Here is a 19,386-nt window from a genome sequence, read left to right as displayed (position 1 = left end):
TTGGTAACGAGAATTGATCTCAATATTCTATCACCGCACATCCGCCGGTTTCACGCGCGCCGCGACAGGTCGGCCTGCCCGCCTTGCCGCCGCCGCCAGGCTGCTCCAGCATGGAGTCGCCCGATACCCCCGCATACTGGAGAGCCGCCTCGATGAGCCACAGCCTGTACGTCCAGCTCGCCCAGCCACCTGCTGTGGAGGCGCTGCTCGGCGTGATCCTGGTCGAGGGACTTGCTGCGCTGGAAGCCGATTTCCCGGCCGCCGGACCGTGGCCGGCCGGCATCAGCCACTGGCACCGGCCGGGCGCGTCGGCACGCAGCACCGAGATCGAATATGACGAAGGGCAGGTTCGCGTGCGCATCCTGGCGGGCTCGTCGCCGGCCGACTACATCCTGGCGCTGCGCTTTGCGATGGGCTTTGCCCATCTGGCCGGCAGCGCCATCGCGCCGGAGGACGATGAACCGCTGGCGCTGGCGGATTTTCGTGCCAAGTACGATGCCGAATGGGCCAAGGGCCATGCCAGCAGCACGCTGAAAATGGTGCTGAGCCAGTACCTGCGCGGCGAGCATCCCAGCATCCAGCTCACCACGCTCGATCGCACGCTGCATGCCGGGCCGCGCTTGCGCGCCGACCTGCTGCGCGAGCCCAAGCGCATTGCCCATCGCTGGTTCGACAAGATCCAGCGCTTCAACTATCCGGAGGAAGCCGGGCTGTTCCAGCCCCAGGTGATGGTGGTGGAACGCGAGGGCGTGGCGCAGCGCATCACTACCTACGCACCGGAAACGCGCAGCCTGCTGTGGGAGCGGGCCGAGCTGGTCGCGCTCTACCAGGGGGACGACGACGGGCTGGCACTGCTGCCGTTCGAGCGGCTGGTTGCCTTGCTGGGCGAGCGCGCCGAATGGATTTCCGAGGACCTGCTCGACTGCCCTGCCCTCGACATGGCAGCCTGGGCCAGCCTGCTGGAGGCGGCCCGGCCACACCTGGTGGTCGAGGCAGGCGGACCGCCAGCAAGCGACAACGCACAGGCTGAGCAGTGGTTGCTACAGCACGCCCCCGGCCTGATCTTCCTGCTGGTGGCTGGCGTCGACGGGCGGATCGACGACAAGGAGCGGCAGAGCCTGCAGCGGGAAATCCAGCGCCTCGCCGCCATCGACAATCCGTTCGGTGTGGCGGTGCGCGATATTCTGCCGCTGGTGCAGCAAGCACCGGAGCAATACCTGCAACAGGTGGCCGATGCGCTGCAGACCGGCGACGGCGAGCCGCTGGAGCAGCTGGCGGCGTTCATCGGCGCGGTCGGCAGCATCCTCGATGCGCAGCTGGACAATGTACAGGCGCGCTACAGCAAGCAGCAGCTGTACAACCTTGGCCACGCCGCGGCCAGTGCCTCCGGCGGGCTGTTCGGCAAGATCAGCCGCGAGGAGCAGGCCGCGCTCGACCTGATCAAGGCGCTGTACCGGCTCTGAGTCGTCACCGTTCTGCGTACGCCTCCAGCGCATAGCGATTGCGGCCACCTTGCTTGGCCCGGTATAGCGCGGCGTCGGCCTGGCGGTAGGCGGTGTCGACATCGGTGGTGTCGTCACCGCCGATCACCGTGGCCCCGAGCGACAGCGTTACCCGTTGCCAGTCGCTCTGTACATGCGGCGTAGCCAGATCGCGTATCGCCTGGCAGAGCCGCTCCAGCAGCAATGCCATGTCGGCCGGGTCACCCAGCTTCACCAGCACGGCAAATTCCTCACCGCCGACGCGGAACACGCCATCGGTCTCACGCTGCAGCGTACTGCGCAGCGCCTGGGCCACCCGTGCCAGGACGCGGTCGCCCTCCTGGTGGCCGTAGTGGTCGTTGTATTTCTTGAAGTAATCGATGTCGACGATGGCGAGGCCCAGCCAGCCGCCATTGCGGCGTCGGTGGGCGAATTCCAGCCGCGCCACCTCATCGAAATGGCGGCGGTTGTAAAGCCCGGTCAGTGCATCCTTGATCGCCATGCGCTGCACCTGCTGCATGCTGCGGCCCAGTAACACCATCAGCAGCAGGCAGCACAGCACCGCCAGGACCGCGCCGGCCATCAGCGACGTGGCCTTCAGCGCCTCCCACGCCAGCGCGTCACGCGGCGCCCTGGCGACCAGCACCCAATCGGCCGCGCGCAGCGGAAACGCCGCATAGCTGTCGCCATCGTGGCTCAGCACCTGGCCCGGCCGCGCGCTGACCACTGCCTTGGGCACGGTGCTAGCGCGATCACCGAGCAGGTCGCGCCCGTCGCGGGTGAGCAGCTGCAGCGATGCATGCGGCACCGGCCGGGCGCGCAGGCGCTGTATCAGCGATTGCAGCTGGATATCGAGGCCCAGCGTGCCGCGATAGCTGTCGCCTTCGTACACCGGCCGGCTCAGCGTGACCATCGGTGCCTGTGTCACCAGGTCGCGGTAGGCCGCGGTCCAGCGGGTGCGCCGCTCCGGGTTCAGCGCCGGCCCTGCCAGTTGCTTGACCTGGTCCGAGAAGAAGAAGTCACGCCCCTGTTCGCGTGGCGGCGGGTAGATGTAGACGAACTGCTGCGCAGACACGTAGTAGATCCACGGCAGCGAGGGATCGCGGTTGCGGATGGCCTGGAACAAGGGGGTGAGGCCGAGGGCCATGTCCATTTCCCGCGCTGCCTGCGAGCCGGGCTCGGGCAGTGGCCCCAAGCCGGTCAGCTCGCCGATATCCCGGTTCCAGGCACCGGGCAGGTCGCCCAGGTAGTAGCCGCCGCGGGCGTGCTCCTGTAGCAGCTGGTCGGTGATATCGATGTTCAGCGTATACAGCCCGCCCAGCATGTCGGCCGCGTCCAGCGCCAGCGCATCGATGCTGAAGCGGTAGAGGTCGAGCTGGTGGTCGAGCGCTGCGGCGACCTCGCCGGCTTCCTGCACCAGCTGCCGGGTTTCGGTATCGAGGTTCTGCCGGTAGCGATGATAGCTGCCGAGCACGCCGATCAGCAGCAGCGCGGTGCAGGCGAGCACGGCCGCGCGGCGTATGCCCCGGGTCGGCTCAATCGCCGCCAGCGTACGTCCGGTTGTGGTTTGCATTGCGCCCCCTGCTGCCGGCATGGCCGTCGGCATCTATCCAGCTGCAGTGTAGGGTCAGCCGGTCCGCCTTGGCTTGCCCCGGATCAGCTTTGGCAATTGAGGCGATCTGAGAGCCTGTGCCGACTGCTCAGACGATGGCGAGGTGGTTGTCCCACTTGATGCCGGCCTGCGTGACCAGCGGGCTGAGGCTGCGCCGGGCCAGATCCAGCTCGGCGATCACGCCCATCTCGTTGGACACGTAGATACGCGCGCCGTCGACCGCGATGCCGGCCGGGCGCTGCATGCCGATCTCGCCAAGGAACGCGCCACGGCTGTCCCACAGCAGGACGGCATCGCCCTGCAGCGCGGTGGCGATGAACACATTGCCGGCCGCTGCCACGCTGGCCGCATAGCCGCCCCAGCCGGGCAGGTGCTCGGCCAGCGTCAACTTACCGCCCTGCAGGATGGCCAGCAGCGGTGTATCCATCACGTCGCGGCCGTCCGGCGATTCGGCCTGGATGGCGATGCCCAGCGCGCCGTCCGCAGTGCGGGCGATATGGCGCAGGCTGTAGCTGCGCTCGGGCAGCGCATGCCGTTCCAGCAGCCGGCCCGACGGCAGGTCGAGAATGACCACCGAGGGTTCCATGGTGGCGAGATTGAGCTTGTCGCGCCCGGACTGCGGCAGTGTCAGGATGCCGCCGTTGGCCACGGCCAGCGTCTTGCCCGGCACCAGCCAGTAGAGCTCGTGCGGGCCGATGCCGTGGCTGGGAAACTCGGCCAGCCGCGTGAGCGTGCTCGCGTCGTAGACGCCGACCATGCCCTGGCCACGCGCGATGTCGTTCTCGGTGGTGTAGAGCGTCTTGCCGTCCGGGCTGAGGATGGCGTGGCCATAGAAATGGCGGCCCGGTTCGGGTGCAATGCGGCGGATTTCCTCGCCACTGCGCCAGTTGATGCGCGACAGCCAGAAGCCGGCGCGGCGCGCCACCAGGATCAGCTCGTCGCTGCCCGGGATGGGCAGCATGCCGTGGCCGCGCGTGGGCAGCCGTATCGGCTTGCCGTCCACTGCGCTGAAGAACGGACCGTCCGTGTCGGCCGCAGCGGCCAGCAATGTGCGCGCGGGTTGCCCGGCCAGCGCTGGCAAAGGCAGCGCCAGCATGCCCAACGCGGCGAGGAAGTGGCGACGCGATAGCCCGCTGGCGATCACTCAGTCGCCGTCCGAATCGTTGAAGCCCAGCACGATATCGAGCGCGGTCGCGAGATCACCAGCCACGGTCTGCTTCAGTGCGGAAAGGCTGGTGCGCACGGCGGTCTGCTGTGCCTCGCTTTGCCTGGCCTGGTCGGCGTTGAGCTTGGCGATGGCGGCGCGGGCGGCATCGAGTTGGGTCTTCAGCTTGGCATTGACTGCCGCATGGCCTTGCGCCGCGACGAAGCTGGCGAGGCCGGCATCGCCCTTGGGGCCGAAGTAGGCGGTGGTGAAGCCATCGAGCTGCGCGGTCAGCGCTGCCTTGGACAGATTGCTGCGCCAGTCCGGCCAGGCGGAGGGCTCGGCTTCTTCCACCCGCGGCAGTCGGCGGATCGCGCCTTCCAGCCCGGACAGCATCAGGCCGATGGTCTCCGGCAGCAGGTTCTTGCGGAAGAATTCGGCTTCGCCGCCCAGTTGCTCCACATAGAGCTGCCAGCCCGCATCGAGCTGGTGCACATCCTCGGCGGCACGCTCGGCGCTACCGACGAGGTAGGCGCAGCGCGCCTTGGTCTTGAGCTTGGCCAGTTGTGCCGCCGGCTCGGCCTCGCCGTACAGCAGGTATTCGGCAGCGGAGAGGCCGCGTACCGAGACATTGTGTGGATCGATGCCGTCGCCGGCGGCGATGCGCTTCTCGATGTCCTTCACCCGGGTGGGGCGGAAATCGATCATGCGGCCGGTGCGCTCCAGCACGATGGGGCCGCCGGTGGCGCCGTCCATGTTGCGCCAGGCCAGCATCGCGCCCTGCCAGCTGCTGCGGGTAGCCGTGAGCGTGTCGGCACCGGGCTTGGCGCAGAAGCTGCGGCTGGCGGCGGCAAAGCCATCGACGGCCTGCGCCAGCGCCTGGTGGCGGCCGATGTAGGCCTGTTGCACCCAGCGAGTGGCAAAGCCGGCGTCGGGTACCGGGGCCTCGGCGTGAGCGAGGCCGGCCACGGCCAGCAGGGCGAGGATACGCACGGTGGCGTTCATCAGGTCTCCTTGGCGATCCGCAGATCGCGGGTTGGGCACGGGGCCGGGCCCCACGCCGTTACAGCGATTGCAGGAAGCGCACCAGGTTGTCCCGGTCCTGCTTGTTCAACTTGAGCACGTACTGCTTGCTGGCTTCGGCTTCGCCGCCATGCCACAGCACCGCTTCCATCAGGTTGCGGGCGCGGCCATCGTGCAGGTAGTAGCTGTGGCCGTTCACCGCCGGGATCAGCCCAAGCCCCCACAGCGGCGGCGTCTTCCATTGCCGGCCGCCCGCCTTGAAGTCGGGGCGATTGTCCGCCAGGCCCTCGCCCATGTCGTGCAGCAGCAGGTCGGTATATGGCCAGATCTTCTGGTTGGACAGCTTGGGCAGCGTCGGATGCGTGCCGGTGGTGTAGCTCGGCACATGGCAGCTGACGCAATTGGCATCGGCGAACACCTGCTTGCCGCGCAGCACGGCGGGATCCTTGGGATTGCGCCGGCTCGGCACCGCCAGTGCCTGGCTGTAGAGAATGACCTGGTCCATCTTGCGCTCGTCGATTTCCGGCTTGCCGCCGGTGGGCGAGGCCAGGCAATCCTTCTGCGCCGCCGTGCATTCCTCGTTGGGGAAATGCTTGGAAGTGATGCCGATATCGCCGACGAAGGCGCCGGCCGCCTGGTGCGCCACCGTGCCGACGTTGCCCTTCCAGCCGTAGCGGCCCAGCACCGTCTTCTGCGCGTAGGCATCCCACACCCAGTTGGGCTCCCCCTTGATGCCCTTGTTCTCGGCTGCCTGGCGCGCGGCATTGGCCTGCACGTCCTCCAGCTTGATTGCCTCGATCAGGCCGAGGCCGATCATGTGCGGCGCGATGCGCGGCGACAACTGCACATCCGGGTGCATCGGGCCATAGCCCAGCTCGGTGAATGTGTAGGTCGGCGCGCGCAGGCTGTAGCGGGTGCCGTCGGCGAACTTGCCGGGCAGCTCGCGGTAGCGGATCTGCACCTTGCCTTCCGGCTTCACGTCCGGAATGGCGTCGTTGTTGAACTGGCCGCCATAGGTCGGTTCGGGTGCCGGGCCACCATGGGCATCGGTGCCGGGGATGGACAGGCGGATCAGCAGCGCCATCGGCTGCTCGTCCTGCACGCCGCGGGTGATGGTGGGCGGCGCGCCACGGCCATCGAGCGTGTGGCAGGCGCCGCAGGAGCGGGCGATGAAATGGGGCCCCAGGCCATCGCGTGCGGCGGTGGATGACGGCGCCTCGACCCAGGCCTTCTTGAAGAAGGAATTGCCGACGACGAAATCGGTCTTCTGCGCATCGGACAGCGCCGGCGCCGGCAGCGAGAACGCATTCTTGCCATGGTCGTCGATGGTGGCGGCCACGCCACCCGGAAGGTCTTCACCGGCCTCGAATCGGGCCAGCTTGCCGCTGACGGCGGCGAGCACGGTGCCGGCAACCAGCACGGCGGGGATCAACAGCTTGTAACGCATGGTCGTATCTTGCAAATGGCTACGGCCCCGCTTGTGGCGGGGCCGCGTGCGCGGGGTCAGTCTGCGATTATACGGCGGTATTCAGACGCTTGATGCCGAGCGCCTGAGCCGATTCGACGAGGTTGGCGGCCTGCTTCTTCAGTGCCTCGACCACGGCCTGCACGCGCTGGCGGCCCGGCGCCTTGGCGTCGCCGATGATCTCGCGATCGAACGGTGCCTTGATCGCTTCGGTCAGCTTCACGGTATTGGCGATGCTGGCGCTGGTGGTATCGGCCAGCTTGGCGTTTTTCTGGGCAACCAGGGCCTTCAGGCTGGCACCCTCGACCACCTTGCCGTCACGGCCCTTGTAGCGGCCTTCCCACACGTTCTGGATGCCCTGGGCATTGGTCACGATATCGCGATGGGTGTTGTCGGCGAAGCACGAGTGCTCGTCTTCCTGGGCCTGGGTATCAAGCGCCACTTCGATGCGCTCGCCGGCCAGCTCGCCACGGCTCAGCGTGCCGATGCCGGTGAGGATCTTCTTCACGCTGTCGTTGCCGCCGGCCACGAACTTGGCACGATAGTTCTTGGCGTTCGGCGCCCATTGCTTGGCAACCGATTCCAGATCGGCCACCAGCATGTCGGTCACGGTCTTCAGGTAGAGGCGACGGCGATCGGCGTTCGGTGCCTTGCCGTCGACGTAGTCGGTGAACTTGCGGTCACCTGGGCCGTTTTCGTTCAGATCCTGGCCCCACAGCAGGAACTCGATGGCGTGCCAGCCGGTGGCGATGTTTTCCTCGCCGCCGCGCTCGTTCAGCGCGCGCAGGTTCTTGGCGGTGATCTTGGCCTTGGCGTTGTTGATGATGCCGGCCTTGGCCTTGCCTTCGACATAGTCGATATAGGCTTCGTCGAGCGGCCAGGCGTTGATCAGGCCTTCCGGACCGTTCTCGTCGTCGATCGGGCCGCCGTAGAAACGGAAGGCTTCCGTCTGGCCATACCATTCGCGCGCAGCCAGCCATTCCTTGCGCGCCTTGGCGAGGTCCGCTTCCGACGGCGCGGCGATGAACTCGTTCACCGCGGCCTGCAGCGCCTTGGCGCCAGCGACGCTGTCGTCGTAGTTGGCAGCAACGATGTTGGCGTAGTTGTCGAGCACGGCGCGCTGGCTGACTTCAGCAGCGCGAGCCGGGGCGGAGACGACGACGGCGGTGGCGGCAAAAACGGCCAGCGCGCGCAGCGAGGTGGAGGCGAAAGACATCGACGGTTCCCTGTGTTTGGTCGAATGCATGAACGGCCCACACCTTAATTGATAATGTTTCTTGTTTCAAGAAATTGGGCGCCGGGCAACGGCCGGCTGTCGGCAAGAATTGATCCGTTGAAAGAGGGGCGCAGTGCATGGTGGTGAACAAGGCATGCCCGGTGGTGCTGCGTGAAGCGCCTGGCGGGTACGAGCTGCTGGTATTTCGCCATCCATTGGCGGGCGTTCAACTGGTGAAGGGCACGCTGGAACCAGGGGAGGCCGCGGAAGCGGCCGCGCTGCGGGAGCTCGCCGAGGAAGCGGGGCTCACGGCCGTGACACCGGCGCGACCGCTGGGAATCTGGGATAGCGGCTGGCAGGGGCAGGTCTGGTCGTTCCAGCGAGTGACGGTGGCGGATGCGCTGTCGGCACAGTGGCGCCACTACACGAGCGACGACGGCGGGCATGAATTCGCCTTCTTCTGGCACCCGCTCGCCGCTGAGCCTGATGATGATGGGCATCCGCTGTTCGCCGGCGCCCTGCATGCCTTGCGCGTGCGGCTGGCAGAGTGCGATTGCCGGGTTCTCACACCGCCCGCTCACGGCGCGGTGGCCTGCTCCAGCCGGGTGAGCCAGGCGATGGCGCCGGCGCGGTCGGCGCCGCACATGTCGAGCGCAGGCTGCAACCCGCCGCACACGGCAGGGCGCTCCGGCCGGCCGAACAGCTTGCAGCGCCAGGCTTCGTCCAGTTGCACGCATGGCACACCAGCGGGCTTGCCGTGCGGCATGCCTGGAATGGCGCTGGAAATCGATGGAGCGATGCAACAGGCGGCACAGCCACTGCGGCAGGATGCGGCGGACGACATCGCGGCATTGTCGCCGCTTCCCGCCGGACGGCCAAACATGCAGGTATGAACGGTGCGGCCGCTGTGAACTGCAAAGGGTTTCAGCAGTGCCGCCTGCTGCGCAAAAAGCGGCGCTTGTAGTAAGCTCGTTCATTACAACAAGAGCGCCCCGACACGGGGCGCCACGCGACCGGTACACTGCCGGTCGATGGAGGAGCCCCTATGAGCATGATCTTCACCGCATTGACGGTGCTGTTGCTGCTCGTGCATCTGGCCGCGTTGGGCCAGGTGGTGAAAAGCAACTGGATCGACCGCCACATCGTGCGCGCGAGCAGCCTGCTCGGCATCGTGCTGGTGTTGTTCTGCGTCGAGCATTTCGTCGGCCTTGGCCGGCTGTCCTGGCTATGGCCGATCACCTTCGCTGCCTCGGTATTCATCCTGCGGCGCGATCTGGCGAACAAGGCGTTCTGGCTGGGCGAGCTGCCCTTCATCGTGCCGTTCGGCTGGGCGCTGCTGTGGCGCTTTCTCTGGCCCAATCTTGATGCCTCGGCCGAGAAGATCACCAACCTCTATTTCATCCGCAACTACATCGACGGCGCCACGCTGCCGCCGCCGGATCAATGGCTGCCCGGCCAGCTGTTCGACAGCTACTACGCGCTGCTGCACTACGCTGCTGCGCTGATGGGCCGGCTGTTCGACCTGTCGGCTGGCTGGAGCATGAACCTCGCGTTCTGCGTGGTGATCGGCCTGATGGGCAGTCTCGCCTGGTCGATGGCATCGCGCTGGGTGGCCAGCCCACGCTGGCGCGCCGTCATCGTCGCGGCAGTGATCGTCGGTGGCAATGGCCTGGCGCCGCTGCTGCCGGCGCTGTTCCAAGGGCCGTACGATGCCGGCAATGCGACGACCCGGCTGTGGGCCAGCACCCGCTTCACCGGTACCTTCGACCAGAGCATCACCGCCGATTGGGGCCGCCAGCTGTTCAACAGCGGCCCGCCCGAATTGCAGCAGCAGCCCTATGGTCCGCGCGACCTGCCGCTGGAGAACACCGGCTACTACATCTATCTGGGTGACCTGCACCCGCCGCTGGCCGGCTTCGTGCTGCTGTTCTTCGCACTGGCGCTGATCGCGCGGCTGCAGACTGGGTGCCCGCCGCAGAACCGCGAATGCGCCGATGCCGAGGCGGCGACGCTCGACCGCTTGCAGTTCCTGCTCGGTGTGTCGCTGCCGGTTACCATCGCCGCCAATGCCTGGGTGTTCCCGCTGCAGCTGGCGCTGATCGCCGGCTGGGTGCTGTGGCGCTATGCGCAGAAGCAGCCGTTCTCGTGGAAGGCGCTGCTGGTCGGCGCTGGCACCGGCGTGGCGCTGATCTACCCGTTCCTGGTGTATTTCACCGGCAGTGGCCTGTCGTTGCCGATTCGCGTTGTCACCGCCATCGACCACACGCCGGCGGCGCAGTGGCTGGCGATCTGGTGGCCCATCCTGTGGCTGGTGGTGCTTAGTCTGGCGCGCCGCTTTGGCGAGGACAGCCCGTCGGCACGTTTCGGCGCCTGGGTCGCTGGCGGCATGGTGCTGGCGCTGGTGATCAGCGAGGTGTTCTACGTCGACGATCCGATCGGTGATCGCTACAACCGCTTCAACACCACGCTGAAGTGGTGGTCCTGGCTGTTCCCGGCCGGCCTTGCGCTGCTTTCCGCGCCGCTGGTGGGCGCCGAGCGCCGCGCCTGGCGCTGGCTGGCGGCGTTGCCGCTGGCGGGCTGCCTTGCCTTCCTCTGGCCGCAGGTCCAGTACCTCGCCACCCAGCCCAAGCCGGAAGCCGGCAAGCTGGCGGGTGATGGCTGGCTGATGAATGACGGCGTGCACCGCCGCATCCTCGAATACCTGCGCTCGGCCGAGCGCGGCATCGTGGTGGAAGGGCTGGACGGCGGTTCCTACGTCAATACCTCGGCCTTTGCGCTGCATGCGGCGCAACCGGCCATGAACGGCTGGCCGGCGCACGAAGGCTTGTGGCGCGGCGATCCGTACACCATCCGTGCCGATGCCGACGCAGTGCGCCAGCTCTACCACGCACAGCTCGCCAATCCGGTGGAGTGGCTGCTGGCGCGCAACGTGCGCTACGTGGTCTGGGCCCGCTGGGACCAGCAGCGTGACCCAGCCGCCTTCGCCACCCTGCAACAACAACTGGCTGCCAGCTATGTCTGGCATCCGCTGGCCGACGAGAACGGGGCCAGTTTCGGCGTCTGGGAACGCCGCTGAGCCAAGCCGCTGAGTTAGAAGAGAACACGTCATGCAACTGATTTTCCTCGTCGCCAGCCTCGCCCTGTTGTGGCTGCACCTCGCCGGCCTCACCGCCGTCGTCGGCCGCTGGCTGCCCTTCCCCATCGCCCGCGCCACCGGCGTGTTGCTGGTTACGCTGGCCGTGTGCGCAGTCGAACACTTCGCCGGCCTCGGCAATCTGTCCTGGGCCTGGCCGTTCACCGCCGCGCTGGCGGGCCTGGCGCTCTATATCTGTCGCAAGGAGCTGAAGGGCTCGGACTTCTGGCGCTGGGAAAAGGTGCTGCTGGTGGGCTTCGCCATCGGCTTCGTCTGGAAGTACTGCTTCCCCGGCATCTATCCGAATGCCGGTGAGCGCACGGCCGATCTCTACTTCATGCTGAACTACATGCCGGGCGAGCAGCTGCCGCCGCTCGACACCTGGTATCCGCCGTACAAGTTCGACTTCTACTACGCCTTCATGCACTACGGCGCGGCCCTGATGGCGCGGTTGTTCGGCTGGGAGCCGGTGTTCGCATACAACATCGCTTTCGGTCTGGTGATGGGTTTGTCGCTGACGCTGGCGTGGTATTTTGCCGGGCGTTTCATCGAAAAGGTGTGGGCGCGCTGGCTGCTGGTCGCCGCGATCACGCTTGGCGGTACCGGCATCACCCCCATCATCCACTTCGCTGTCGGCCAGCCGGCCGACAAGCCCGATTCCTGGGCCGCCACCGAATACATGTGGGGCAGCGCCCGCTTCATCGGCAACTTCGACCAGTGGGTGAACACCGATTTCGGGCGTGCGCTGTTCCCCAAGACGCCGCCCGAGGCCAAGCCGACGCCGGATTGGGAGCCGCGCGACATTCCGATGGAGAACTTCGGCTACCAGTTCTTCCTCGGTGACTTCCATCCGCCGATCGGGGGTTATCTGCTGCTGTTCCTGGCGCTGGCGCTGATCGCCTGGGTGGAGGCGCCGCCGCGCGAGGACGAGGCTGATCACCGGCGCATCGGCCAATTCCTGCTGCCGATCACCGCAGCGGCGATGCTGATCACCAATACCTGGATCTTCCCCTTCGCCGCGTTGCTGGTGCTGACCTGGGCCGGCTGGCGACAGTGGCAGAAGAATCCGCCGGATTGGCAAGCCGTGTTCGCTGGCGCCATCGTCGGCGGCCTGCTGGTCTATCCGTATCTGTCGGGGCTGGCCGCGCAGGCAATCAGTACGCCGATCAAGCCGGTACCGATGGGCGACCATACCCCACCGTTGCGCTTCCTGATCTTCTGGTGGCCGATGCTGGTGATGATGGGGCTGGCCGTTGTCGACAAGAAGACCCGGCCGCTGGCGATCTGCTTTGGCGTGGCCTTCCTCGTCATGCTGGCGATCTCCGAGCTGGTGTACGTCGACGACCCGTCCGGCGGCAAATACGACCGCACCAATACCACGATGAAGTGGTGGGGCTGGCTCTACAGCGGCGGCCTCCTGGCCTGCGGTGCGCTGGCACTGGCGAGTACGCTGCGCTGGGTGCGCGTGGCCACGGTGATCGCGCTGCTGCTGGTATGCAGCTATGCCTACGACGTGGCGCGCTACTGGATCCACACGCCCAAGACCGAGATGGGCCAGCTGAACGGCAAATCCTGGTTCATCCGCGACCAGCCGGCGCTGCGCGACATGATCAACTACCTCAAGCACGCCGAGCGCGGCATCGTGCTGGAGAACTGGCTGGGCGACGCCTACACCAACCAGGGGCTGGTCGCGATGTTTGCCCAGCAGGTGTCGATGATGGGCTGGGTCAACCACGTCAGCCTGTGGCACGGCGCGCCGTCGTCGGTGTGGAGCGAGACCAACCTGCTCAAGTCGTTTTACAAGGGCGAGATGCCGGACATGGCCAACTGGCTGGCCCGGCACAAGGTCGACTACATCGTCTGGACGCCGGCGGACAACAACGCCAGCCCGCAGTCCTGGGCCACCATCAACAACGCCATCGCCGGCCATTACAGCTGGAAACCGTTTGGCGACAACCCGCTCACCGGCCTGTGGGTGCGCCGCGAGATCAAGCCATGAACCAACTGCTGTCCATCGTCGTTCCTTGTTACAACGAGGAAGAAGTCATCGGTGAAACCATGAAGCGCCTCAAGGCCTTCTGTGGCGAGCTCGCCGATCTCGACGTCGAACTCATCTTCATCGACGACGGCAGCCGTGACCGTACCCGCGCGCTGCTGCGCAGCTTCGCCGACGAAGATCCGCGCATCCGCGTGGTTGGCTTCGCCCGCAATTTCGGCCACCAGACCGCCGTCACCGCCGGTATCGATGCCGCGCGTGGCGATGCCGTGGTGCTGATCGACGCCGACCTGCAGGATCCGCCCGAAGTGGTGCACCAGATGATCGCCAAGTGGCGCGAAGGCTACGACGTGGTCTACGGCGTACGCACCGAGCGGCCCGGTGAATCGGCGTTCAAGCTCGCTACCGCTCGCGCGTTCTACCGCGTGCTGAACAAGCTCTCCGACGTACCCATCCCGCTCGATACCGGCGACTTCCGCCTGATGAGCCGCCACGTGGTCGACAGCCTCGTCGCCATGCCCGAGCGCGACCGCTTCGTGCGCGGCATGGTGAGCTGGGTCGGCTTCAAGCAGACGGCCCTGCCGTACCGCCGTGCCGAACGCTTTGCCGGCGAATCGAAGTACCCGCTGCGCAAGATGCTGAAGTTCGCCACCGACGGCATCCTGTCGTTCTCGACCAAGCCCCTGCAGATGTCGATCGGCCTCGGCATGAGCGCCGCCCTGCTGTCGCTGGCGGGCATCGTGTATGCGCTGGTGATGCGCCTCTTCACCGAGATCCACGTCGAGGGCTGGACGCTGTTGATGATCGCCGTGCTGTTCATCGGCGGCGTGCAGCTGATCTGCGTCGGCATCCTCGGCGAGTACATCGGTCGCATCTACAACGAGGTGAAGCACCGGCCGCTCTACGTAGTGCAGGAATACATCGGCTACGCCAACCATGAAGGCCCGGCCCGCTCGCGCAGCCCGGTGGTGGACCGCAAGTGAAGCGTTACCTCAAGCCGGCGATCGGGCTGGTCCTCGCCTGTGCCTTCGTCTGGCTGATTGCGCGGCAGATCGATCCGGCCGAACTTGGCCGTGCCTTTGCCGGCACCGATGCCGGCTGGGTCGTAGCCGCGCTGGTTGCCTTCTGTGGCGGCTATGCCTGCCGGATCGCCCGCTGGCGCGCCATGCTGGCCCGCGACAACCCACAGCTCGCCTGGTCCGATTGTGCCGGGCCCTTGCTGGCAAGCTTTGCCGCCAACAATGTGCTGCCGTTCCGCGCGGGCGACGTGCTGCGTGCCTTCGCCTTCAACGGCCGGCTTGGCACCACCTCCGGCACGGTGCTGGCGACGTTGTTCGTGGAGCGCCTGCTGGATCTGTTGATGGTGCTGGTATTGTTCGGCGCCGCGCTGGCCGCTTTCGGGCTCGATGCCAGCGCACTGGCCGGCGTCGGTAGCGCCATGCTGATCGCGCTGGGCCTCGCCATCCTCGGCGTGCTGCTGTTCCCGCAAAGCTTCGCGCCGCTGGCACGCTGGGGTGGCCGACTGGCCGCCAGGGTGTCGCCGCGCATTGGCGACAAGCTCAATACCGAGATCGACCGCGGCCTGGCCACGCTGGGCCACCTCGCCAGTGGCAGCACCATGGCGCGCCTGGTTGGCTGGTCGATTGCCGCCTGGCTGTTCGAAGGCTGCGTGTTCTGGTTCGCCGCGCTGGCCGTACCGGGCCTCGCCGAACCATTGGCAGGCTGGCTGGCCTTGCCGGTGGGCACGCTGGCCACGCTGATTCCCAGCACGCCGGGCTATGTCGGCACCTTCGATTACTTCACCGTGCGCGCAATGACTGCGCTCGGCAATGGCCAAGTGGTGGCGACGGCCTACGCCCTGCTGGTCCACGCGCTGTTGTGGCTGCCGCCGACGTTGGCCGGCGGCGCCTATCTGCTGGCCACCCGTACCCGAATTCCCAGAGAGTCCATGTCATGAGCCTTGCCCACGCCACCCGCGTCGCCGTCGTCGGCGGCGGCTTCACCGGCCTTGCCGCCGCCTATGAGCTTGCCAAGCAGGGCATCGCCGTCACCGTGCTCGAAGCCGAGCACGAGATCGGCGGCCTTGCCGCCGCGTTCGACGTGGCCGGTGAGAAGCTCGATCGCTTCTACCACCACTGGTTCACCAACGATCTGGAAGTGATGCGGCTGATCGACGAGCTCGGCCTCAACGACCGGGTTGCGATCAATCCGACCAATACCGGCGTCTACTACGCCAACCACTTCTTCAAGCTCTCCACGCCGTGGGACTTGCTGAACTTCACGCCGCTCGCCTTTACCGACCGTATCCGTCTGGGCCTGTTGGCGCTGCGCGCGCGCCGGGTCGAGCACTGGATGGAGCTGGAGGACAAGACCGCTGCCGAATGGCTGAAGGAGCTCGGCGGCGAGCGCGTCTACCGCGTGGTGTGGGAGCCGCTGCTCAAGGGCAAGTTCGGCCCGGTGGCCGAAGAGATTTCGGCGGTGTGGTTCTGGAACAAGCTGAAGCTGCGTGGCGGTTCACGCGGCAAGGGCGGCGAGGAACGTCTCGCCTACTTCAAGGGCGGCTTCGTCGCGCTGGCCGAGGCACTGGCGGCGCGCGTGCGCGAGCTGGGCGGCCGCATCGAGACCGGCACGCCGGTCAGCACCATCCGCCCGGACGGCGCGCTGTGGCAGATCGATACCGCGAACGGCACCATCACCGCCGACCACGTGATCGCCACCACCGCGCTGCCGCTGGTGGCCGGCATGGTCAAGGACTGGGCGCCGGCTGACTACGTGGCCAAGCTCGAGCGCATCCACTACCTTGCCAACGTCTGCCTGGTGCTGGAGCTCGACCGCTCGCTGTCGAATACCTACTGGCTCAACGTCAACGACCCGAGCTTCCCCTTCGTCGGCGTGATCGAACATACCAACTTCGAGAAGCCGGAAACCTACGGCGGCCGCCATATCGTCTACCTGTCCAAGTACCTGCCGCACACCGATGCGCTGTACCGGATGAGCGCCGACGAGGTGCTGGACTTCGCGCTGCCCTACCTGCAGAAGATGTTCCCCAAGCTCGACCGCAGCTGGATCCAGCGCCACCACGTGTGGAAGGCGCGCTGGTCGCAGCCGGTGGTGGAGAAGCGCTACAGCACGCTGATCCCGCCGGAGGCTGGCCCGCAACCGGGCTTCCACCTGTGCTCGATGGCGCAGATCTACCCGGAGGATCGTGGCACCAACTACGCGGTGCGCGAAGGCCGCAAGCTCGGTCGTGCGCTGGCCGAGAAGCTCGGCTGATCGTGCCGTTGCAACGCAAACAAGCCGCCCAAGGGCGGCTTGTTTTATTGGGCGGCTGTGGCTAGCCGAACAGCTTGCCGAGTGCGCCGAGGCCCTGCGACAGCATATCGCCGCCCACCGGCAGCTCGCCGTTGGGGGTGAGCTGGTCGACGATGCCGGGCAGGTACTGCGCGACCAGATCGGAAGCCTGTTGCGGATCGATGCCCAGCTTGCCGGCGATCTGGGTCACGGCGTCGCTGCCGAGCACCGACTGGATCTGGTCCGCCGATACGGGCAGGTTGCCGCCGGTGCCGACCCACGACTGCACCAGTTCACCCAGCCCGCCTTGCTGGAATTTCTCGACGAGGCCGGCTACGCCGCCCTGCTGCGCCAGCACGTCGGATACCACGGCGCCGAAGCCCTCGTTGGTGCCGCCGCCCAGCAGATTGCCCAGTTGCTCGAACATGTGATTACTCCTGATTGAAGGGGCTGCCCCGCGGCAGCAAGATGGAACGAGAACCCTCACTATAGAGCGCACGATATGAACGCCAGTTTGCAAAGCCTGTTGCAGCGGGATGCGCTGATCGCCGGTAGCTGGACCGCCACCGTGCAGCGCTTCGCCGTGACCGATCCGGCCACCGGCAGCGTGATCGCCGAGGTAGCCAGTTGCGGGCGCAGCGAAGCCCGGGCTGCCATCGCCGCTGCCGAAGCGGCGCTGCCCGATTGGCGTGCGCTACCGGCCAAGTCCCGCGCTGCGCTGCTGCGCCGCTGGTACGAGCTGATGTTGTCGCATCAGGACGAACTCGCCGAGATCCCCACCCGCGAACAGGGCAAGCCGCTGGCCGAAGCACGTGGCGAGATCGCCTATGCCGCGGGTTTCGTCGATTGGTTCGCCGAGGAGGCGCGTCGCATCAACGGCGATGTGCTGGAACACCCGCAGGCCGACCGGCGCATCCTGGTGCTGAAGCAGCCGATCGGTGTGTGTGCTGCCATCACGCCGTGGAATTTCCCGGCCGCGATGATCACGCGCAAGGCTGGCGCCGCGCTCGCCGCCGGCTGCACCATGGTGGTTAAGCCCGCCAGCCAGACGCCACTGACCGCGCTGGCACTTGGTGCGCTGGCGATCGAGGCCGGCCTGCCGCCGGGCGTGTTCAACGTGGTGCCAGGCGCCGCCAGCGAGGTTGGCGCCGAGCTCGCCGAGAACCCGGCCGTACGCAAGCTCTCGTTCACCGGCTCGACCGAGGTTGGCCGCACGCTGATGGCGCAGTGCGCGCCAACGCTGAAGAAACTGTCGCTGGAGCTTGGCGGCAATGCGCCCTTCATCGTGTTCGACGATGCCGACATCGATGCCGCGGTGGAAGGCGCGATCGCCGCCAAGTTCCGCAATACCGGCCAGACCTGCGTCTGCGCCAACCGCTTCTACGTGCAGGCCGCCGTCTACGACCAGTTCGCTGAAAAGCTCACCGCGTGCGTCGCTGCGCTGAAGGTTGGCAACGGCCTCGACAGCGGCATCGAGCAGGGCCCGTTGATCGATGCCGACGCGCTGGCCAAGGTCGAAGCGCACGTTGCCGACGCAACGGCCAATGGCGCCCGGGTGCTGACCGGTGCCAAGGCGCTCGGTGGTACCTGGTATGCGCCAACCGTGCTCGCCGATGTTGCCGAGGGTGCGTTGCTGTGCCGCGAGGAAACCTTCGGCCCGGTGGCGGGCCTGGTGAAGTTCCAGACGGAGCTTGACGCGGTGCGGCTGGCCAATGCCACCGAGTTTGGCCTTGCCGCGTATTTCTATGGCCAGAACCTCTCAAGGGTGTTCCGCGTGGCCGAAGCACTGGAATACGGTATGGTCGGCATCAACACGGGCCTCTTCAGCAATGAGGTCGGGCCATTCGGTGGCGTGAAGCAGAGCGGCTTTGGCCGTGAGGGCTCGAAGTACGGCCTTGCCGAGTACCAGGAACTGAAGTACCTGTGCCTCGGCGTGTGAATGCATTGCCGCAATGAAAACAGGGCTGCAACCGGCAGCCCTGTCTGCTTGATGCGGAACCGATCAGACCGACCAGTCGACGATGCCGGTCCAGGCCGTGATCAGCACGATCAGGCCGAAGGCGATGCGGTACCAGGCGAACGGAATGAAGGTGTGGCTCGCCACATAGCGGATCAGCGCGCGGATGGCGATGAAGGCAAACACGAAGGACGCAATGAAGCCGACCGCGAACACGCCAGCGTCGCCGGCATCCAGCACATGGCGATGCTTGTACAGGCTGTAGAGCGAGGCGGCGCCCAGCGTGGGGATGCCGAGGAAGAACGAGAACTCGGTTGCGGCCTTGCGCGACAGGCCAAGGAACAGGCCACCGATGATGGTGGCGCCGGAACGGCTGGTGCCGGGAATCAGCGCCAGACACTGGCACAGGCCGACCTTGAGCGCATCCTTCAGCGACAGGTCGTCCACCTCGGTCACCGTCACCGTGTGTTGGCGCTTCTCCGCCCACAGGATGACGAGGCCGCCGACGATGAAGGCGATGGCCACCGGCACCGGATTGAACAGCACCGCCTTGATCGGTTCGTTGAAGAGCTTGCCGAGGATGGCGGCCGGGATGAAGGCGATGATCACTGCCAGCAAGAGGTTGCGCTCGCTGCCCGCCTGGCGTACGCCCACGCTCAGCGTGCGGCCGAGCTTGGCGCGGTATTCCCAGACCACCGCCAGCATGGCGCCGAGCTGGATGAAGATCTCGTAGACATCGCGCTTGTCCTTGGACAGGAAGTTCATCAGGTCGCCGGCGAGAATGAGATGGCCGGTGCTGGAGATGGGCAGGAACTCGGTCACGCCTTCGACGAGACCCATGACAAGCGATTTGAGCAGCAGCAAGAGATCCATGCAAGGTCCGGGAAAGTTGGGAAAAGCGCGCATTATAGCGGTCCCGGATGACGCTTCGCTGTGTCCGGCCCGCTGCAAGGCCGTCATTGGGCACTGACCGGTCGCTGGCTAGGCGGTGAATTTTCACGGGCGGCTTGGGAACTCCAGCCATCAACCCCAAGTCTGTTTCCGTGTGCGAACCAATCGCTGCTTTCC

Annotated in this window: 15 protein-coding genes and 1 pseudogene; 8 read left to right on the top strand and 8 right to left on the bottom strand. The window is 66.5% G+C overall.

The features are described 5' to 3' along the window. Nucleotides 1–152 precede the first annotated feature (152 nt). On the top strand, nucleotides 153–1,463 hold the full coding sequence (locus FLM21_RS01055; protein ID WP_148713789.1) for a hypothetical protein: 1,311 nt from the start codon (nucleotides 153–155) through the stop codon (nucleotides 1,461–1,463). Nucleotides 1,464–1,467: 4 nt separating this feature from the next. Here FLM21_RS01055 and FLM21_RS01050 read toward each other — a convergent pair whose 3' ends face one another. From FLM21_RS01050 to FLM21_RS01030, 5 genes are all read right to left on the bottom strand, one after another. Further along, nucleotides 1,468–3,054, bottom strand: a complete 1,587-nt coding sequence (locus tag FLM21_RS01050) for a sensor domain-containing diguanylate cyclase (protein WP_187360036.1) — start codon at nucleotides 3,052–3,054, stop codon at nucleotides 1,468–1,470. Nucleotides 3,055–3,181: 127 nt separating this feature from the next. Continuing rightward, nucleotides 3,182–4,237, bottom strand: a complete 1,056-nt coding sequence (locus FLM21_RS01045; RefSeq protein ID WP_148713787.1) for a DUF1513 domain-containing protein — start codon at nucleotides 4,235–4,237, stop codon at nucleotides 3,182–3,184. After that, complete coding sequence (locus tag FLM21_RS01040) at nucleotides 4,238–5,242, bottom strand: imelysin family protein (protein WP_148713786.1); 1,005 nt, start codon at nucleotides 5,240–5,242, stop codon at nucleotides 4,238–4,240. It abuts the gene before it with no gap. A gap of 58 nt (nucleotides 5,243–5,300) precedes the next feature. Beyond that, nucleotides 5,301–6,707: a di-heme oxidoreductase family protein gene (locus FLM21_RS01035; protein ID WP_148713785.1), complete on the bottom strand. Its 1,407-nt coding sequence runs from the start codon at nucleotides 6,705–6,707 to the stop codon at nucleotides 5,301–5,303. Nucleotides 6,708–6,774: 67 nt separating this feature from the next. Further along, nucleotides 6,775–7,941, bottom strand: a complete 1,167-nt coding sequence (locus FLM21_RS01030; protein ID WP_148713784.1) for an imelysin family protein — start codon at nucleotides 7,939–7,941, stop codon at nucleotides 6,775–6,777. Between the two features lie 137 nt (nucleotides 7,942–8,078). Here FLM21_RS01030 and FLM21_RS21620 point away from each other — a divergent pair. Then, nucleotides 8,079–8,411: pseudogene (locus FLM21_RS21620) on the top strand (NUDIX domain-containing protein); the annotation flags it as partial. A 107-nt stretch (nucleotides 8,412–8,518) separates the two neighbouring features. Here FLM21_RS21620 and FLM21_RS21615 read toward each other — a convergent pair. Beyond that, nucleotides 8,519–8,707: a Fe-S-cluster oxidoreductase gene (locus FLM21_RS21615; protein ID WP_373281826.1), complete on the bottom strand. Its 189-nt coding sequence runs from the start codon at nucleotides 8,705–8,707 to the stop codon at nucleotides 8,519–8,521. 279 nt (nucleotides 8,708–8,986) lie between these two features. On the opposite strand from FLM21_RS21615, the gene FLM21_RS01015 reads away from it, so the two are divergent. From FLM21_RS01015 to FLM21_RS00995, 5 genes are read left to right on the top strand one after another with little or no spacing between them, the layout of a single operon-like run. Beyond that, nucleotides 8,987–11,017 (top strand): DUF2298 domain-containing protein, encoded by a 2,031-nt coding sequence (locus tag FLM21_RS01015; RefSeq protein ID WP_148713783.1) that lies wholly within the window; start codon nucleotides 8,987–8,989, stop codon nucleotides 11,015–11,017. A gap of 31 nt (nucleotides 11,018–11,048) precedes the next feature. Next, complete coding sequence (locus FLM21_RS01010) at nucleotides 11,049–13,073, top strand: DUF2298 domain-containing protein (RefSeq protein WP_148713782.1); 2,025 nt, start codon at nucleotides 11,049–11,051, stop codon at nucleotides 13,071–13,073. Next, entirely contained in the window at nucleotides 13,070–14,053 is a 984-nt protein-coding gene (locus tag FLM21_RS01005; protein WP_148713781.1) for a glycosyltransferase family 2 protein, read from the top strand. The genes FLM21_RS01010 and FLM21_RS01005 overlap by 4 nt, the downstream gene beginning before the upstream one ends. Continuing rightward, nucleotides 14,050–15,027 (top strand): lysylphosphatidylglycerol synthase transmembrane domain-containing protein, encoded by a 978-nt coding sequence (locus tag FLM21_RS01000; RefSeq protein WP_148713780.1) that lies wholly within the window; start codon nucleotides 14,050–14,052, stop codon nucleotides 15,025–15,027. The genes FLM21_RS01005 and FLM21_RS01000 overlap by 4 nt, the downstream gene beginning before the upstream one ends. Continuing rightward, a complete protein-coding gene (locus FLM21_RS00995; protein WP_148713779.1) occupies nucleotides 15,024–16,343 on the top strand; it encodes an NAD(P)/FAD-dependent oxidoreductase in 1,320 nt (439 codons plus the stop codon). The genes FLM21_RS01000 and FLM21_RS00995 overlap by 4 nt, the downstream gene beginning before the upstream one ends. 61 nt (nucleotides 16,344–16,404) lie before the next feature. Here FLM21_RS00995 and FLM21_RS00990 read toward each other — a convergent pair whose 3' ends face one another. Further along, nucleotides 16,405–16,788, bottom strand: coding sequence for a YidB family protein (locus FLM21_RS00990; protein ID WP_148713778.1), 384 nt, complete (start codon nucleotides 16,786–16,788; stop codon nucleotides 16,405–16,407). Nucleotides 16,789–16,863: 75 nt separating this feature from the next. On the opposite strand from FLM21_RS00990, the gene FLM21_RS00985 reads away from it, so the two are divergent. Continuing rightward, nucleotides 16,864–18,300 (top strand): NAD-dependent succinate-semialdehyde dehydrogenase, encoded by a 1,437-nt coding sequence (locus tag FLM21_RS00985; protein WP_148713777.1) that lies wholly within the window; start codon nucleotides 16,864–16,866, stop codon nucleotides 18,298–18,300. Between the two features lie 63 nt (nucleotides 18,301–18,363). Here the strand turns inward: FLM21_RS00985 and FLM21_RS00980 are convergent, their stop codons facing one another. After that, nucleotides 18,364–19,191, bottom strand: a complete 828-nt coding sequence (locus FLM21_RS00980; RefSeq protein WP_148713776.1) for an undecaprenyl-diphosphate phosphatase — start codon at nucleotides 19,189–19,191, stop codon at nucleotides 18,364–18,366. Between the last annotated feature and the right edge of the window lie 195 nt (nucleotides 19,192–19,386).

The organism is Chitinolyticbacter meiyuanensis (genome assembly GCF_008033135.1).
Taxonomy (GTDB): domain Bacteria; phylum Pseudomonadota; class Gammaproteobacteria; order Burkholderiales; family Chitinibacteraceae; genus Chitinolyticbacter; species Chitinolyticbacter meiyuanensis.
The sequence above is the reverse complement of the archived record's forward strand: the minus strand, read 5'-3'. Positions and strand labels throughout refer to the sequence as shown.

Coding starts and splice junctions, on each gene's coding strand:
- FLM21_RS01030 (WP_148713784.1), bottom strand. CDS start 7,941: ATGTCTTTCGCCTCCACCTCGCTGCGCGCGCTGGCCGTTTTTGCCGCC.
- FLM21_RS01005 (WP_148713781.1), top strand. CDS start 13,070: ATGAACCAACTGCTGTCCATCGTCGTTCCTTGTTACAACGAGGAAGAA.
- FLM21_RS00985 (WP_148713777.1), top strand. CDS start 16,864: ATGAACGCCAGTTTGCAAAGCCTGTTGCAGCGGGATGCGCTGATCGCC.
- FLM21_RS01010 (WP_148713782.1), top strand. CDS start 11,049: ATGCAACTGATTTTCCTCGTCGCCAGCCTCGCCCTGTTGTGGCTGCAC.
- FLM21_RS21615 (WP_373281826.1), bottom strand. CDS start 8,707: ATGCCGCACGGCAAGCCCGCTGGTGTGCCATGCGTGCAACTGGACGAA.
- FLM21_RS01050 (WP_187360036.1), bottom strand. CDS start 3,054: ATGCAAACCACAACCGGACGTACGCTGGCGGCGATTGAGCCGACCCGG.
- FLM21_RS01040 (WP_148713786.1), bottom strand. CDS start 5,242: ATGAACGCCACCGTGCGTATCCTCGCCCTGCTGGCCGTGGCCGGCCTC.
- FLM21_RS00995 (WP_148713779.1), top strand. CDS start 15,024: ATGAGCCTTGCCCACGCCACCCGCGTCGCCGTCGTCGGCGGCGGCTTC.
- FLM21_RS00990 (WP_148713778.1), bottom strand. CDS start 16,788: ATGTTCGAGCAACTGGGCAATCTGCTGGGCGGCGGCACCAACGAGGGC.
- FLM21_RS00980 (WP_148713776.1), bottom strand. CDS start 19,191: ATGGATCTCTTGCTGCTGCTCAAATCGCTTGTCATGGGTCTCGTCGAA.
- FLM21_RS01055 (WP_148713789.1), top strand. CDS start 153: ATGAGCCACAGCCTGTACGTCCAGCTCGCCCAGCCACCTGCTGTGGAG.
- FLM21_RS01015 (WP_148713783.1), top strand. CDS start 8,987: ATGAGCATGATCTTCACCGCATTGACGGTGCTGTTGCTGCTCGTGCAT.
- FLM21_RS01035 (WP_148713785.1), bottom strand. CDS start 6,707: ATGCGTTACAAGCTGTTGATCCCCGCCGTGCTGGTTGCCGGCACCGTG.